This is a genomic window from Rhodococcus sp. AH-ZY2 (assembly GCF_030916465.1).
GTDB classification, from domain to species: domain Bacteria; phylum Actinomycetota; class Actinomycetes; order Mycobacteriales; family Mycobacteriaceae; genus Rhodococcus; species Rhodococcus ruber.
On record NZ_CP126458.1, the window covers coordinates 5,470,864 to 5,487,081 of the forward strand.

General features: G+C 70.4%; 13 protein-coding genes. 10 read left to right on the forward strand and 3 right to left on the reverse strand.

All coding sequences use genetic code 11. The features are described from left to right. Positions 1-55: 55 nt before the first annotated feature. A complete protein-coding gene (locus QNA09_RS26190) occupies positions 56-850 on the reverse strand; it encodes an SDR family oxidoreductase (protein WP_248957437.1) in 795 nt (264 codons plus the stop codon). 74 nt (positions 851-924) lie between these two features. Here QNA09_RS26190 and QNA09_RS26195 point away from each other — a divergent pair, with 74 nt between their 5' ends. The 3 genes from QNA09_RS26195 to QNA09_RS26205 all read left to right on the forward strand — a co-directional run bounded on the left by QNA09_RS26195 (position 925) and on the right by QNA09_RS26205 (position 5,507). Beyond that, the gene (locus QNA09_RS26195; RefSeq protein ID WP_210063202.1) at positions 925-3,129 is read left to right on the forward strand and encodes a DNA polymerase III subunit gamma and tau; all 2,205 of its coding nucleotides are present in this window, start codon (positions 925-927) and stop codon (positions 3,127-3,129) included. Positions 3,130-3,285: 156 nt separating this feature from the next. Further along, positions 3,286-4,701: an amidase gene (locus QNA09_RS26200; protein WP_248957439.1), complete on the forward strand. Its 1,416-nt coding sequence runs from the start codon at positions 3,286-3,288 to the stop codon at positions 4,699-4,701. 92 nt (positions 4,702-4,793) lie between these two features. Further along, a complete protein-coding gene (locus tag QNA09_RS26205) occupies positions 4,794-5,507 on the forward strand; it encodes a response regulator transcription factor (RefSeq protein ID WP_248957441.1) in 714 nt (237 codons plus the stop codon). Between the two features lie 38 nt (positions 5,508-5,545). Here QNA09_RS26205 and QNA09_RS26210 read toward each other — a convergent pair whose 3' ends face one another. Both QNA09_RS26210 and QNA09_RS26215 read right to left on the reverse strand, forming a co-directional pair. Beyond that, positions 5,546-6,301, reverse strand: a complete 756-nt coding sequence (locus QNA09_RS26210) for an IclR family transcriptional regulator (protein WP_026137951.1) — start codon at positions 6,299-6,301, stop codon at positions 5,546-5,548. After that, complete coding sequence (locus tag QNA09_RS26215) at positions 6,298-7,719, reverse strand: APC family permease (RefSeq protein WP_248957443.1); 1,422 nt, start codon at positions 7,717-7,719, stop codon at positions 6,298-6,300. The genes QNA09_RS26210 and QNA09_RS26215 overlap by 4 nt, the downstream gene beginning before the upstream one ends. A gap of 446 nt (positions 7,720-8,165) precedes the next feature. Between QNA09_RS26215 and QNA09_RS26220 the strand changes: the two genes are divergently transcribed. The 7 genes from QNA09_RS26220 to QNA09_RS26250 all read left to right on the forward strand — a co-directional run bounded on the left by QNA09_RS26220 (position 8,166) and on the right by QNA09_RS26250 (position 16,204). Next, complete coding sequence (locus QNA09_RS26220; RefSeq protein WP_010594907.1) at positions 8,166-9,671, forward strand: aldehyde dehydrogenase family protein; 1,506 nt, start codon at positions 8,166-8,168, stop codon at positions 9,669-9,671. A 204-nt stretch (positions 9,672-9,875) separates the two neighbouring features. Further along, on the forward strand, positions 9,876-11,357 hold the full coding sequence (locus tag QNA09_RS26225) for an APC family permease (RefSeq protein WP_017681499.1): 1,482 nt from the start codon (positions 9,876-9,878) through the stop codon (positions 11,355-11,357). Next, positions 11,354-13,300: a primary-amine oxidase gene (locus QNA09_RS26230; protein WP_040273588.1), complete on the forward strand. Its 1,947-nt coding sequence runs from the start codon at positions 11,354-11,356 to the stop codon at positions 13,298-13,300. The genes QNA09_RS26225 and QNA09_RS26230 overlap by 4 nt, the downstream gene beginning before the upstream one ends. Positions 13,301-13,305: 5 nt before the next feature. Beyond that, a complete protein-coding gene (locus QNA09_RS26235; RefSeq protein ID WP_140188229.1) occupies positions 13,306-13,758 on the forward strand; it encodes a hypothetical protein in 453 nt (150 codons plus the stop codon). Positions 13,759-13,813: 55 nt separating this feature from the next. Beyond that, a complete protein-coding gene (locus QNA09_RS26240; protein WP_237658207.1) occupies positions 13,814-14,185 on the forward strand; it encodes a polysaccharide deacetylase family protein in 372 nt (123 codons plus the stop codon). Between the two features lie 118 nt (positions 14,186-14,303). After that, a complete protein-coding gene (locus QNA09_RS26245; protein WP_010594913.1) occupies positions 14,304-14,990 on the forward strand; it encodes a cutinase family protein in 687 nt (228 codons plus the stop codon). Beyond that, positions 14,990-16,204, forward strand: a complete 1,215-nt coding sequence (locus QNA09_RS26250) for an RIP metalloprotease (RefSeq protein ID WP_283108482.1) — start codon at positions 14,990-14,992, stop codon at positions 16,202-16,204. Before QNA09_RS26245 ends, QNA09_RS26250 begins: the two co-directional genes overlap by 1 nt. The last annotated feature ends 14 nt before the right edge of the window (positions 16,205-16,218 follow it).

Here is a 16,218-nt window from a genome sequence, read left to right on the forward strand (position 1 = left end):
GTGCCGCGATCCGCCTCGCTGCGACCCCGATCGAGACCGGCTCGATCGGCACGGCCTACCGGGGCGCGGACGCCGGCTTGGCCATGAACCGGTGGAGGAAGGCCTTCACCGAATCCGGCATCACCGCCGCCGTGAGCGCCATGGTCTTGGACATGGGCGAGCTGGCCACCACCTTCCGCTTGCCCCCGCGCATCGCCTCGTAGCCCTTGCGGGCGACCTTGGCCGGGTCGTCCTTCGGGCCGCGAGCGATCGGCGCGTCCGCCATCTCGGCCTTGCGGAAGAACGGGGTGTCGGTCGCCCCCGGCATCAGCGCGGTGACGGTGACCCCCGTCCCGCGCAGTTCCTCGTGCAGTCCCTCGGAGAACGACTGCAGGAACGACTTGGAGGCGTTGTAGACCACCTGGTAGGGCCCGGGCATCTCCGAGACCACCGACGAGGTGATCAGTACGCGGCCGGCGCCCCGCGCGGTCATCCCGTCGAGAACGTACTTGGCCAGGTGCACGGTCGAACGCACGTTGACGTCCACCACCTCGAGTTGGTCGTCGAGGCCGGTGTCGACGAACAGGCCACCCTGCCCGGTGCCGGCGTCGAGCGCCGCGGCGGCCAGCGGCCGGCCCGTGGTGGTCACGGCGGCGCACACCTCCTCGACGCCCGCCGCCGTCCGTAGGTCGGCGCGCACCGGAATCGTGGCGGCGCCGGTGGCGGCGAGTGTGCGGGTGGCGTCGTCGAGGGCATCGGAGTGGGCCACCAGGATGAGGTCGTAGCCGTCCCGGGCGAACAGTCGGGCGAGTTCCAGGCCGATTCCGCTCGACGCTCCGGTCACCAGGGCCAACGGTCGTGTTTCGGTCATGGCCGTCGGATACCCGCATCGCTTCGTCGCAACCACGCGGCCGGTCTGTCGGTCGGCGCCGGTAGTCTCGGCGCGTGGCCCTCTACCGTAAGTACCGACCGGCGACCTTTGCCGAGGTGGTGGGTCAGGAGCACGTCACCGAGCCCCTGAGCATCGCCCTCGACGCCGGTCGCATCAATCACGCGTATCTGTTCTCGGGCCCCCGCGGCTGCGGCAAGACCTCCTCGGCCCGGATCCTGGCGCGCTCGCTGAACTGCGCGGAGGGTCCGACGTCGGCGCCGTGCGGGACGTGCCGGTCCTGCGTGGCGCTCGGTCCCGGCGGTGGCGGCAACCTCGATGTCATCGAACTCGACGCCGCGAGCCACGGCGGCGTCGACGACACCCGCGAACTGCGCGACCGCGCCTTCTACGCGCCGGCCGAGTCGCGGTACCGCATCTTCATCGTCGACGAGGCCCACATGGTCACCACGCAGGGCTTCAACGCCCTGCTCAAGATCGTCGAGGAGCCACCGGAGCACCTGATCTTCGTGTTCGCCACGACCGAACCGGAGAAGGTGCTGCCGACGATCCGCTCGCGCACCCACCACTATCCGTTCCGCTTGCTGCCGCCCCCGGTCATGCGCGGGCTGCTCGAGAAGATCTGCACGCAGGAGAACGTGCCGGTCGAGGATGCCGTCTACCCGCTGGTGATCCGTGCGGGCGGGGGCTCGCCGCGCGACTCGCTGTCCGTGATGGACCAGCTCCTCGCCGGCGCCGGCGAGGAGGGCGTGACCTACAGCCGGGCACTCGCGCTGCTCGGGGTCACCGACGTCGCCCTCATCGACGAGGCCGTGGACGCCCTCGCCGCCGGCGACGGGGCGGGACTGTTCGGAACCGTCGAGAAGGTGATGGACGCCGGCCACGACCCACGACGGTTCGCGGTCGACCTGCTCGAGCGGCTCCGTGACCTCATCCTGATGCGGTCGGTGCCCGACGCCGCCGAGCGCGGTCTCGTCGACGCGCCCGGTGACGTGCTCGAGCGGATGCGGGAGGAAGCCGACCGGATCGGTCCCGCCACCCTGACCCGGTACGCGGAGATCGTGCACTCCGGCCTCGGCGAGATGCGCGGGGCCACGGCGCCGCGCCTGCTTCTCGAGGTGATGTGCGCGCGGATGCTGCTGCCGGCCGCGTCCGATTCGGAATCGGCTGTCCTGCAACGTCTCGAGCGTCTCGAAAGCGGGATCGCGGCAGCGCCGCCGGGCGCCGCTGCGCCGGGCACTGCGCCGCCGAGCGTCGCGCCGCGGGCCGTCCCGCCGGTCCCGGCCGCGCCCGCGCCGATCGCGCCCGACGAGCCGGCCGCCAGGTTCCAGCGTCCCTCCCAGCGGCGGGCAGCACCGGCCGCACCCGTCGTCGAGCCCGCACCCGTCGTCGAGCCCGCACCCGTCGTCGAGCCCGCGGCCGAGCCGGTCCCGGCGCCACCGTCGGAAACACCGTCGGTTGCCGCCGCGCCGGCACGTGAACCGGAGCCGGCACCACGGCCCGTCGTACGGGAGCCCGTGCGGGAACCGGAGCCTGCGCCTCGCCCCGTCGTGCGGGAACCGGAACCGACCGAGCCGGAACCCGGACCGCAGCCCGCGCCGGCGCCCGCCGCGGCCGCCGGACCCGACGCCGCCGCCGTCCGCGCGGTGTGGTCCGAGGTCCGCAGCAAGGTCCGCGAGCGCAGCCGCACCGTCGAGGTCATGCTGTCCGGTGCCACGGTCCGCAGCGTGGACGCGGGCCGCATCGTCCTCGGCCACGATTCCGCTCCGCTGGTCAAACGGCTCGTCGAACCGCGCAACGCCGCGGTGATCGCGGACGCCCTGCGGGCGGTGTTCGGGGTGGACTTCGAGGTGACCTGCGTCCAGGGCGCTGCGACACCCCCCACCGCTGCGAAACCGGCCGCGGCCCAGTCGGCGTCGCGCCCCTCCGGTCAGCCGCGGTTCTCCCGGCCCAGCCAGGCGCGGCAGGCCCAGCCCGCCCCGCAGCCGGGCGGGGCGTCTCCGGCCGCCACCCCCGCTCCGCCGCGTCCCGAGGCCGACGACATCCCACCGCCCGAGGCGCCGGACTACCCGGACGACCCCGGCCCCGAGCCCGGCTACGAGCCTCCGCGGATCAGCCCCGCCGACGTCACCGCCGAGGACGAGGAGGAGATGTTCGCCGAGGCCGCCACCCCGGTCGACCCGTCGACGCGGCGCGAACCGGAGGACGTGGCGATCGAGTTGCTGCAGGACATCCTGGGAGCGAAGAAGATCAGCGAATGATCGTGTCCCGGTCCGTCGCCGCACCGACGCCGCGGCGTCCGGGACGGTAGGGCGCACCGGCCGGTCCGAAAGATCGGTAAGTTGACCGATTGTCGGCGGGATCGCCGGATTCCTATGGTCGAGCCACCTCGACCGGACCGAATCACGGAGACGACCATGACCGACAATCTTTCCTGGCTCACTGCAACCGAACTCGCGGACGATGTTCGCCGAGGACAGATCAGCGCGAGCGAAGTCGCGGAGCACTTCGTGGGGCGTGTGGAGAGCGTCAACCCGACGATCAACGCAATCGTCGACTTCGATCGCGAACAGGTCCTGTCCGATGCGCGCACCCTGGACGAGAAGCTCGTCGGCGGTGAATCCGTCGGCCCCCTGCACGGAGTGCCCTTCACGATCAAGGACCTGACGGCTGTGGCGGGGCGGCCCCTGACGTTCGGCATGGTGCCCATGAAGGACAGCATCGCCGACCACGACGCGGTGATCGTCCGGCGGCTGAAGGCCGCAGGCGGTCTCTACCTGGGCAAGACCAACACGCCGGAGAGCGGCTACTACGGCGGCACGGACAACCATCTGTTCGGCCCCACCCACAACCCGTGGAAGCGCGGTTACAGCGCGGGAGGTTCCAGCGGCGGCGCTGCCGCCGCCGTCGCGGCCGGCCTCGGCCCGCTGGCCGAAGGCAGCGACGGAGCGGGATCGGTCCGCATTCCCGCGTCGCTGTGCGGCGTGGTCGGCCTCAAGCCCTCGACCGGACGGGTGCCGCAGACCATCCTGGCCGGTCGCTTCTACCACTGGGCCTACCACGGTCCGATCACCCGCACGGTCGAGGACAACGCCCTCATGCTCGGTGTCGTCGCCGGCCCGGACGAATCCGATCCGCTCAGTCTGCCGGCCTCGGACACCGACTACGTCGCCGAAACGAGGAAGGACATCGCCGGGTGGCGCATCGCGTGGTCCCCCGACCTGGGCTTCGCGACGGTCGATCCGGAGGTGGCGGCGATCTGCGCGGAGGCCGTCCGGGTGTTCGAGGACCTCGGAGCCCGGGTCGAGGAGGCGACCCCCGCCTGGGGAGACCCGGAAGAAGCGATGTGGCACGGCATCTGGGTTCCCGGCTTCGCGGCCGAACACGACATGCTCGACTGGGACGAGTGGCAGGGCCAGGTGGACGACAATCTCGTCGAACTGATGCGTGAGGGAGAGCGTCTCACGGGTGTCGACGTCGGGCGGGCAGACCTGTTCCGTGGCCGGATGTGGGATACGTTCTCGGCGTTCATGCAGAACTACGACCTGCTGGTCTCGCCCACCTTGTGTGAAGCGGCCCATCCGCTGGGGCAGTTCGCTCCCGACCGGCTGGCGGGGGCGTCGCTGCGCTCGCAACTGCTCGGCTGGCTGATGACCTACCCGTACAACATGCTGAGCACCCCGGCCGTCACCGTCCCTGCCGGATTCACCTCGGACGGACGTCCGGTCGGCCTGCAGATCGCGGGACGGCTGCACGCCGACGCCGCGGTCCTGCGCGCAGCGGCGAACTTCGAACGCGCTCGCCCCTGGGCGGATCGGGTCCCGGAACTGTGACGGGGCGGGCGAGCGCCCGCGGGAACCGGAACGTATCTGTCCGATAACAGGATTCGGCTCCGCTGGACACGGGATTCGACTATCGTCGAGCGATGGTCGTACCCGTGTTCAGTGGACTGGTCTCGGTGTTGCTGGGAGAGAACGCCGTCGATCGCATGACCGGGCTCACCCGGTACATGACGGATCAGCTCGGGTGCGCGGCGGCTGCCGTGACCCGCGTCGCCGGCGGCCGGCATGCGGTGGTCGCCAGCTGTGGATACGACGACCGCACCCTGGACTACCTGGTCACCGACTTCGTCGACAGGGATCCGGGCATGCAGGCGGTTCGGGCCGAGCCCTCCGCGGTGCTGACCTGGCGCGACATCCCGTCGTATCGCGAGACCTACTCGGTGCGCGAAGTGTTCGCTCCCGCCGGATTCTCCGAAGGCACCTCCGTCGTCCTGACGTCGCCCACCGGGGTCGCAGTGGGTGCGCTGCACGTCAGTGTGACACGTGATTCGGTGCCCACCGGGGTCAAGACGACGCTGAGCGACGCCCGGGAGTACGCCGCCTGGTCGGTGGACACGCTGACGCGGCAGGAAGCGGTCGCCCTCACGCCACGGGAACACGAGGTTCTCGAACTCGTGATCGCCGGCCTGTCCAACCGTGAGATCGCGCAGCAGATGCAGCTCTCGCGCAGCACGGTCAACACTCATGTGGAGCACCTGCTGCGAAAACTGAATGCCCCCAACCGGGTCGGCGCGGTGGTCCGGGCGGTTCGGCTCGGCCTGGTGTCGAACCGGGATGCGTGGGCCCAGTCCACGTAGCAGTCCGTTCCGAGCCGGGGCGGGCTCGTCGCGCCCCCTCAGGTGAGCAGGGGCGCGAGTTGCCGCGCGTGCTCGCGGAGCGACTCGAGATGACGCGTCAGCAGATGCTGGTGGTCGATGCTGCCGGACAGGACCAGACCCGCGACCAGGGTGCCGGCGGCGGACCGGACGGGGACGGCGAGGCACGCGCAGTCGTCGCGCAGTTCGCCGAGCTGGGTGGCGAAGCCCCGGTCGCGGATCTCCGCGAGGTGGCGGAGCAGGTCGCTGCGCACGACGATCGTGCGACCGGTGAGGGCGTGGAGGTCCCACCGGGGGAGGACGGCGTCGAGGTCGTTCTTCTCGGCGAGCAGGAGCTTGCCGACGGCGCTCGCATGGAGATACCGCGTGAGGACAGTCTCGTCCGTGCGGGGCGGATATTCGGGGTCGGCGTCGGCGAGGCGGAGCGTCGTGTCGGTGTAGTAGTACAGGTGGACGCCGAAGCGGACGGTCAGCCGAAGCTCGGTCAGCAGGGTGCGGGCGGCCGTGCAGACCGTCGGGACGACGGCCGCGTCGACGAGTACGCCGATCTTGCGCCCCAGAGCGAAGCCGGACAGATCGGGCAGCCGGACCACGTAGCCCTCCCCGGCGAGCAGGTTCAGGAGCCGATAGGTCGTCGCCGGCGGCAGGGACAGGTGCGCTGCGATGTCCTTGGCGGTGACGCCGGGGCCCGCCCGGGCCACCTCCTCGAGGACGCGCAGGGCGCTGATCACGGCCTTCGGCTGACGCCCCGACAGGGTTCCGTCGACGGGGCTCACCGCCGCACCTGCCACGGGCGGTGCCGGCCGAGCAGATCGTCGGCCACGGTCTCGTCGTAAACTCCTATCCGATCCGCGACGCCCGGGTCCCGACGCACCTGCACCGCGAGCAGCACGCCCCCGAGGAGCATCAGGACCGCGTACACGGCGGTCATCGCGCCCGCCACGTAGAGCCTCGACGCGGCAGCCCACACGATCAGCGCCACCAGGCAGGCCGCGGTGAGCACGCCGACGATCAGCGGAATACGGGTCAGCTCGCCGATCCGGTGCAGGAATGCGGGCGTAGCGACACAGACGAGGATGTAGGCGAGGACATACCCGTGCGCCGAGAGGGTCAGCAACCCGATCAGGACGTCCCGGGTCGAGCCCGTCGCGATCAGAAACACCACGGGCACGACCACGACGACAGGCATCGCGACGATCAGGGCGACGTGCGGCGTGCGGAACCGGGCGTGGGCCCGGCCGACGATCGCCGGGGCGACACCCTCCCGGCCCATCGCGAACAGTGTGCGCGACAGCGCGGTGGTGGAACCCATGACGCATGCGAACCACGACGCGGTGATCCCGAGTTCCATCACGACCGCCAGCACCGCCGAGCCACTGCCGGCGGTGTCCGGGAGGGTGAGCACGATCCGCAGGGAGCCGACACCTTCCCTCGCGGACTCGGGCGACTGCATCGCTGCGGCGAACACGTAGAGCGCCGCGAGCACGATCGGCGTCCACCGGATCGCGCGCGGCACGCTGATCAGCGGGTTGTGGGCCTCGCGGGCCACCGTTCCGGCGCTCTCGAAACCGACGAACGAGGTGATCGCCAGCAGCAGCGCGAAACCGATCGCGGAATCCGAACCGGTCCCGCTCGGCGCCGAGGGGGACGCGCCGTCCCGGACGGCCACGACGAACGCGATCACCAGGACGGCCGAGGCGGCGACGATGGCGAATGCCTCGACCCCCAGCATGATCCGGGCGGAGAGCTGGACGCCGCGCACCATCAGCAGCAGTGCGACCACCCCGACGATTCCGGCGAGCACCGCGCTCGTCGGCGCTCCGGCGGACAACCCGACCCGTTCGAGCAACGACGCCAGATAGCTCGCCGCACCCACCGTGCTGGCCATGGCGGCGGCCGCGTAGCCGATCAGCAGCGACCATCCCCCGGCGAAGCCGACGCGGGGACCGAGCCCCTTCACCGTGTAGCTGTACAGGCCGCTGACCGCGACCATGCGGGCGGCGAACTGTCCGATGCAGTAGCCGACGGCCGCCATCAGGACCGCCGCCGTGACGAACACCGGGATCGCGGCGCGCCCGGCTTCGGGGATGACGAGAGCCGGCAGGGTGACCATCACCGCCGAGGGGGCGACGGCCGAGACGGACTGGGCCAGTACCTCGACGAACGTCAGGCGTCCGCGCTCGAGGCCCGCCACCGGCGAAGTCCCTCTGATCTGTGGTGTACCGGACACCTTGCACCTGCTTCCACACTCGCCAGGGGACGTCGAGCGTCGGCCGCCGGACGATCCCGTGGGGTGCACGGTAGCGCAGGCACGCAGCGCGCTGCACCCATCGCACATCAATTTTCGGTCACTCGAATGAGAATGCCGGTCCCGCCGGACGTGCGCTCGAGCGGGGCGGGCGGTGCGCGCACGACCGTCACCTGGGGCGCCGACGAGAAGTCGAACGAGAATCGGGAAACGGTCTGGGCCCCAGCCGAATGAGAATCGGACAGCCCGCAATTTCCATCCGGAATCGGGGGTGACTCGCGCCACATCGTGTGGTTATCGTGGGTTCGGGTCATAGCGCCGGAAGCCGGCGAATCGGAATCGAAACCACTGTGCCCGAGTCTTTTTCATCTTTCCTCAGAGTCGGAGACATCATGACTGCAGTTGCGCAATCCGCCACCGCTCTGCTTCCGGAGGTGGCCGAGTTCCTCTCGTCGCCGAAGCAGATGCTGATCGGCGGCCGGTGGGTGGAGTCGGCGTCGGGCCGGCGGTTCGACACGGTCGATCCCGCGACGGGGCAGGTGCTGACCACGGTGCCGCACGGCAGCGCGGAGGACGTCGACCGCGCCGTGGCCGCCGCCCGCCGGGCGTTCGAGGAGGGGCCGTGGCGGCGCCTGACCCCGGCCGAACGTCAGCGCGTCCTGTGGCGGATCGGCGAGGGCATCCTGGCCCGGGCGGACCAGTTCGCCCAGCTCGAGTCCCTGGACAACGGCAAATCGGTGGTCGTCGCGAAGGCGGTCGACGTCACCTGGGCGGCCGAGATCTTCTTCTACTACGCCGGCTGGGCGACCAAGATCGAGGGACGCACCGTCCCGGTGTCGGTTCCGTGGGCCCCGGGTGCTCGTTTCCACGCGTTCACCAGCCGCGAGCCGGTGGGTGTGTGCGCCCAGATCGTGCCGTGGAACTTCCCGCTGGTGATGGCCGCCTTCAAGCTCGCCCCGGCGCTGGCGTGTGCGAACACTCTGGTGCTCAAGCCCGCGGAGCAGACCCCGCTCACCGCGCTGCTGCTCGCCGAGGTCGCCACCGAGGCCGGGGTGCCCGACGGCGTCGTCAACGTGGTCACCGGCTTCGGGGACGCGGGTGCGGCCCTGTCGGCCCACGACGACGTCGACAAGGTCGCCTTCACCGGCTCGACCGAGGTCGGCAAGAAGATCGTGAGTGCCGCCGCCGGGAACCTGAAGAAGGTCTCGCTCGAACTCGGTGGCAAGAGCCCGCAGGTCGTCTTCTCGGACGCCGACCTCGAGGCCGCGATCCCGGGCGTGGCGAGTGGCTTCCTGTTCAACCACGGGCAGGCGTGCACCGCCGGTACGCGGCTGTTGGTGGAGGACCGAATCTTCGACGAATTCACGCAGGGCGTAGCCGAATTCGCGAAGTCGCAGAAGATCGGTCCGGGACTCGATCCGACGAGTGACATCGGGCCGCTGATCTCGGCGGAACAACTCGGCAAGGTCACCGGCTACATCGACGCCGGACTCGAGGACGGAGCGCGTGCCCTGTCCGGAGGAAAGCGTCACGGCGACAGCGGCTTCTACGTCGAGCCGACGCTGCTGGTCGACGTGCGCAGCGACTTCGGCGTGTACCGGGAGGAGATCTTCGGCCCGGTCGCCGTCGCAGTGCCCTTCAACCGGGAGGAGGGGGTTCGCGCCGCCGCCAACGACACGCCCTACGGTCTCGCGGCGAGCGTCTGGACGCGGGACGTCTCCCGGGCGCACGAGGTCGCCGCCGAGATCAAGGCGGGCACGGTCTGGATCAACTGCCACAACGCGTTCGACACCGCACTGCCCTTCGGGGGCTACAAGCAGTCGGGCTGGGGGCGGGAACTCGGTGAGGGAGCCCTGGCGGAGTACACCCAGACCAAGTCGGTCAACATCGCACTCTGACCGGCCGGGGCGGTGCCCGGCGCCGGATGGGCACCGCCGCCCGTACTGCCGGCCGAACGAGAACCCGGCACCGAGGCGTTCTCGTTTGCCGTCGACGAACCGTGACGCCGCGGTGACTGCACCGACAACGGCCGGGCGCACGCTTCTTCCGGCGCTCGGCACCGAACCGCCGGCACACCCCCTCTCCCGAAAGTCGAAGCACCGATGACCCTCAACGCTCGCGCACACGAACCCCCCACCCACCGGTTGTCCGGCAGCCTCGGTCCCGGCGCCGTCGTCTTCATGGTGGTCGCGGCCGCGGCCCCGCTGACCGTGATCGCCGGCACGGTCCCACTCGGAATCTCCGCCGGAAACGGGGCCGCGTTCCCCGCCTCGTACGTCGTCTGCACGGTGGTCCTGCTCTTCTTCGCCGTCGGCTTCACCGCCATGGCGAAGCACGTGCCCGGGGCGGGGGCGTTCTACACCTTCGTCACCCACGGTCTCGGCCGGCACGCCGGTCTCGGTTCGGCGTTCCTGGCGCTGTTGTCCTACACGGCGGTGCAGGGCGCCGTCTACGGATACATCGGCGCGGCCCTCGACGACTTCGTGACCGCGCACGGCGGCCCCGAGTTGCCCTGGTATCTCTGGGCTCTGATCGTGCTGGTGGCGGTCGCGGTGCTCGGCTACCGCCACATCGACCTGTCCGGCAAGGTCCTCGGGGTCCTGTTGCTTTGCGAGGTCGGCATCGTCCTGGTGATCGATGCGGCGGTGGTCGTCCGGGGCGGCGCGGAAGGTCTGTCCACCGCTGCGCTGCGGCCGTCCGAATTCTTCTCGGGCGCACCGGGAATCGCCCTGATCTTCGCCGTTGCCGGCTACATCGGTTTCGAGGCGACCGCGGTCTTCCGCGACGAGGTGCGTGATCCCGCCCGGACCGTTCCGCGGGCCACCTACCTCGCCCTGGTGGTCATCGGCGGCTTCTATGCGCTGTCGAGCTGGGCGCTGGTCAGCGCGTGGGGTGACGAGGGCGCCGTCGCCCTGGCCACCGAGAACCCCGAGGGCATGATCGTCGACACCGCGACCCGCTACGTGGGAGCGGCGGCCGGTGACGTCGTGCAGGTGCTCCTCGTCACCAGCCTGTTCGCGGCACTGCTGTCCTTCCACAACGTGCTCTCCCGCTACATCTTCTCGCTCGGCAACAGCGCGGCACTGCCGGCGCGATGCGGCCGCTCGCACGAACGTCATGCGTCGCCCTACGTGGCCTCGGTCGTGCAGACGGTCTCGGCGCTGGTCCTCGTCGTGGCCTCCGCCGTCGGCGGGCTCGATCCCGTGACCGAGGTCTTCGCCTGGTTCGCCGGGGTCGCGTCCGTCGGTGTGCTCGCCCTCATGGCGCTGACGTCGATCGCCGTCCTCGTCTTCTTCCGGCGTTCCCGGGCCGACACCCGGCCCTGGCCCACGCTGATCGCGCCGGCGCTGGGCCTGGCCGGGCTGGGCGCCCTGCTCACGATGACGATCGCGAACCTGCCGCTGCTCGTCGGCGGATCGAGCACCCTCGCCGCCGTCATCGCCGTTGTTCTCGCCGGGACGTTCGCGGGCGGAGCGGCCGTGGCCGCTCTCCGCCCCGACGCTGCACGAAACACCCATCCCCACGGCGGCCTCGCGCCCGCCGTCACGACCGAACCCCAGATCGACAAGGAGATCGCACGATGAGCACTGCCACCACGCCGTTCACCGAAGCGGCATCGACACCCGCACCGGACCATCCGCTCAGCCCGCTGACCGCCGACGAGATCACCGCAGTCAAGGAAACGGTGTCGGCGGCGGGACTGGTGACCGAGCACGTCCGGTTCGTCTACGTCGGACTCGAGGAACCCCCCAAGTCGACGGTCCTGGCGTTCCGGCCGGGGGAGCACGTCGAGCGCCGGGCCCGCGTCCTGCTCCTCGACCGCGCAACCGGTGCGGGATCCGACCACGTCGTGTCCGTCACCGAACGCAGGATCCTCGGCACCGTCGCCGTCGACGCCGCCACCGACGGGCACGTCCCGATCCTCGACGAGGAGTTCGAGGACATCGAATCGTTCCTGCTCTCCAGCTTCGACTGGATCGCGGCGATGGCCGCGCGCGGCATCGACCCGCAGAAGGTGCGCGCGGTTCCGCTGTCGGCCGGGGTGTTCGGGCACGAGGACGAGGTGGGGCACCGGATCGTCCGCGTGCTCGCGTTCCATCAGGAGGACGAGGCCGACCTGCCGTGGGCGCATCCGATCGACGGTGTGGTCGCGTACGTCGATCTCACCGAGCAGCGGGTGGTGAAGGTGGTCGACGAGATCACCCTTCCCGTGCCGGCCGAACGCGGCGAATGGGACGCCGCGCCGCACGCGACGCCGGTCCGCACCGACCTCAAGCCGATCGAGATCACGCAGCCCGAGGGGCCGAGCTTCTCGGTCGACGGCAACCGGATCACCTGGGCGGACTGGACGTTCCGGTTCGGGTTCGACGTCCGCGAGGGCCTGACCCTGCACCAGCTGTCGTTCTCCGACGACGGCGTGGAGCGACCGGTGATCTACCGTGCCTCCATCGCCGAGATGGTCGTGCCCTACGCCGACCCGTCGCCGGTGCGGTACTGGCAGAACTACTTCGACCAGGGTGAATACCTCTTCGGCCGCTACACCAACTCGCTGGAACTCGGGTGCGACTGTCTCGGTGAGATCCAGTACTTCGACGTCACCATCGCCGACGAGAAGGGCGACCCCCGGGTGATGAAGAACGCGATCTGCCTCCACGAGGAGGACTACGGCGTTCTGTGGAAGCACACGGACATGTTCAACGGCATGACCGAGACCCGTCGCTCGCGCCGGCTCGTGATCTCGTTCTTCCTCACGATCGGCAACTACGACTACGGCTTCTACTGGTACCTCTACCTGGACGGCACCATCGAGCTCGAGGCCAAGGCCACCGGCATCGTGTTCACCTCCGCCTACCGCGGCGAGGACGGGTTCGCCACCGAGATGGCGCCCGGCCTCGGTGCACCGTTCCACCAGCACCTCTTCTCCGCCCGCCTGGACATGGCGGTCGACGGCAACGTCAACACGGTCGAGGAGGTCGACGCCGTACCCGAACCGATGGGACCGGACAACCCCTGGGGCAATGCGTTCCGCTGCCGCAAGACCACCCTCACCACGGAGGCCGAGGGGCAGCGGCTGGCCGACAACACCAAGGCCCGGGTCTGGCACATCACCAACCCGACCAAGCAGAACCGGCTCGGGCGGAACGTGGGTTACGCGCTGCACCCGGAAGGCCAGCCCGTGCTGCTGGCCGACCCGTCGAGTTCCATCGCCGCCCGCGCCGCGTTCGCCACCAGGCACCTGTGGGTCACGCAGTACGACCCGGCGCAGCGGTATCCCGCCGGCGACTTCGTCAACCAGCATCCGGGACAGGGGGGACTGCCGACATTCGTCGCCGGCAACCGGAACATCGAGGGCGAGGACCTGGTGCTGTGGCACACCTTCGGGCTCACCCATTTCCCGCGCCCGGAGGACTGGCCCGTGATGCCCGTCGACTATGCCGGATTCACGCTGAAGCCGGTCGGGTTCTTCGACCGCAATCCGGCGCTCGACGTCCCGGCCGGCCCGTCGAAGCACTGCTGCACGGACTGACGGCCGTGTCCACCACCGATCCGGCCGCCCGTCGCACCACGTTCCCGTGGTGCGGCCGGGCGGCCGCCGCCCTGGCCGTCGCGTCCGCCGTGCTGCACGTCGGCGCACTCGGGGGGCACGCACCCTCCCCGGCGCCGGCGGTCCTGACGCTCGTCATGACCGCCGGGTGCCTCTACTGCGCGCGCCATCTCTGGCGGCGCGGAAACCAGCGGGACTGGATCCTGGTCACCGTCATGAACGTCGTGATGATCATGCTGCACCTGACCACGATGAGTCCCGCAGGTGCGGGAGGCGGCCACCACGGGCACGCTGTGCCGGTGGTCGCCGGCGGCGCAGCGGACGCATCGATGCCTCCGCTCATGGCGGCCGCACTGGCGGTCGCGGCTGCGGAGATCCTCCTCGCCGTGAGCGTGGTGTTCCACCGCACCCGGGGGCTCGACCCGGCGATCGCGGGGTAGAGCGGGGAACCACAGCGACACCCACCCTGCCTATCCGGATCTGACGGACGAGCAGATCAGAGCCGATCTTGCTGCGGCCGAGGCCGCGATCACGGCACTGACGGGTCGCCCGGCCGTGCCGTTGTTCCGGTTTCCGTTCGGTGCTCGCACCGACGTCGACATCCGCGTCGTCAACGATGCCGGGTATGTGCCGGTGCGCTGGACGGTGGACTCGCTCGGCTGGAAAGGCACCAGCGGTGGTCTCGACGTCGGGGCGGTCACCGAACGGGTCGTCTCCGCAGCCGTGCCCGGCCAGCTCGTCCTGATGCACGTGGGCACGAACCCCGACGACGGCACGACTCTCGATGCCGATGCGCTGCCCGCGATCATCGACGGTCTGCGTACTCGGAGTTACAGTTTCGTGGATCCGGTCGATGTCGTCCGCTGAGCCCACCACGGTGCGTCGCACCCGTGTCTTCGATTTGCGGACTTACGATCGCTGTGCTTACTTATGAACGCGGTCGGGAATCGTTGGGTTGGATCCCATGGGCTGAAGGACGGTTTCGATGATCCTTTCCGCTGTCCGGGTGGCGATCGTCGGCGCGCTGACCATCGGTTCGATGTTCGGTGCCGTGTCGATCGCCCATGCCGACCCGTCCCCGGCTGCCTACTGTGCGCCGACCGTGGTGCTCGCCGTCGACGGCACGAAGGGTCCCGAAACGCCGGACTCGATCGACCCCGACAGCCCCCTCAACTCCTACACCGATCAGTACCGTGACAGTTCCGACTTCGCGGTGCGGCACGTGCGGTACCCGGCGGGCATGGTGGCCGGGGTGTTCGGCTGGGACACGTTCATGGACCAGTCGGTGCAGATCGGCGTGCAGAACCTGTGGGCGGAGATCGGCCGGACCGAGGCCGCCTGCGGGCCGCGCACGCGCTACGAGCTGTACGGCTACTCCCAGGGTGCGATCGTCGTGCGCCGGGTGGCGATGGAGATCGACGCGGTGCCGCCCGTGCACGACGACGGCACCGACCTTCAGGACCGCGTCCGGGTGCACCTGATCGCCGATCCGGCACAGGGCCGGCCCGCCCAGTACGCCGGTCCGCTCGTTCCCGGGATCACCCTTCCGCAGCCGGCCGGCGAGCTGCGGCACATCCCGGTCACCACCGAGTGCCTCGAGGGTGACATGATCTGCGATCCGGAGGGCAACGTCAGCGGATACATTCGCGAGCACGCGACGTATCACCCCTGATGTTCGCCCTCGGCGTCGCGCTGTTCGCGCTCGCCCTCGCCGTGTCCGTCGCCCTGCACGAGGCCGGTCACCTGTGGGTGGCGCGGCGTCTCGGAATGAAGGTGCGCCGCTTCGCAGTCGGTCGCGGCCCGACGGTCTTCTCGTTCCGCCGCGGGGAGACCGAGTACGGCCTCGGCCTGTTCCCGGTCGGGGGGTTCTGCGAGATCGCCGGCACCACCGCCCTCGACGAACTGGCCCCCGGCGAGTACGACCGGGCGTTGTATCGGCAGCGGACGTGGAAGCGCGTGGCCGTGATGTCCGGTGGCGTCTGTATGAATTTCCTGCTTGCCGTGGTGCTCGTCCTCGGGCTTGCGGTCGGGTGGGGTCTGCCGGATCTGCACCCGAGGATCGTGGTCGAGTCCGTCGGGTGCGTCCCGCCGTCGCAGGGGCCGGCGCCCGGATACGGACTCGTCGGGTGTGACGGGCCGGGACCGGCCGCGTCGGCCGGGATACGCCCCGGCGACGTCGTCCTCGCCGTGGACGGAAGGGACGTCGCCCGGTTCGGTGATCTCGTCGAAAGGGTGTGGCAGAGTTCGGGAGTCGTCGAACTGGTGATCGATCGGCAGGGACGGGAACTGCGGGTGCCGGTCGCTGTCGAACCGGTGCAGCGCTGGGTGGTCGACCCCCGGTCCGGGGTCGAGCGGTCGACGACCGTCGGGGCGATCGGCCTCTCCGCACAACCGGTCGCCGGTCCGGTCCGCTACGGCCTCGTCGCCGCCGTTCCGGCCGCGTTCGCGTTCACCGGGGACCTCGTCGTGGCGTCGGCGCGGACGCTGGCGAGCGCCCCGTCGAAGGTGGCGTCGCTGTGGCACTCCGTGACGGGCGGCGAGCGCGACGCGGACACCCCGGTCAGTGTCGTGGGCGCCGCGTCCCTGGGCGGGCAGGCTGCGGAACGGGGCATGTGGGAATCGTTCGTGTTGCTGATGGTCGGGCTGAACCTGTTCGTCGGCCTGGTCAATCTGCTGCCGCTGCTGCCCCTCGACGGCGGGCACACGGCCGTCGCCGTCTACGAGGCGTGTCGTAACCGGGTGCGCCGGCTGCGAGGTCTGTCCGACGCGGGGCCGGTCGACTTCGGGAAGTTGCTGCCGGTGACCTACGCGTTCGTCGTCGCCGGGGGTGCCTTCACGGTGCTGACCGTCGTCGCGGACGTCGTCGCCCCGATCCGCCTGGCGTGATCCGATCCCGTCAC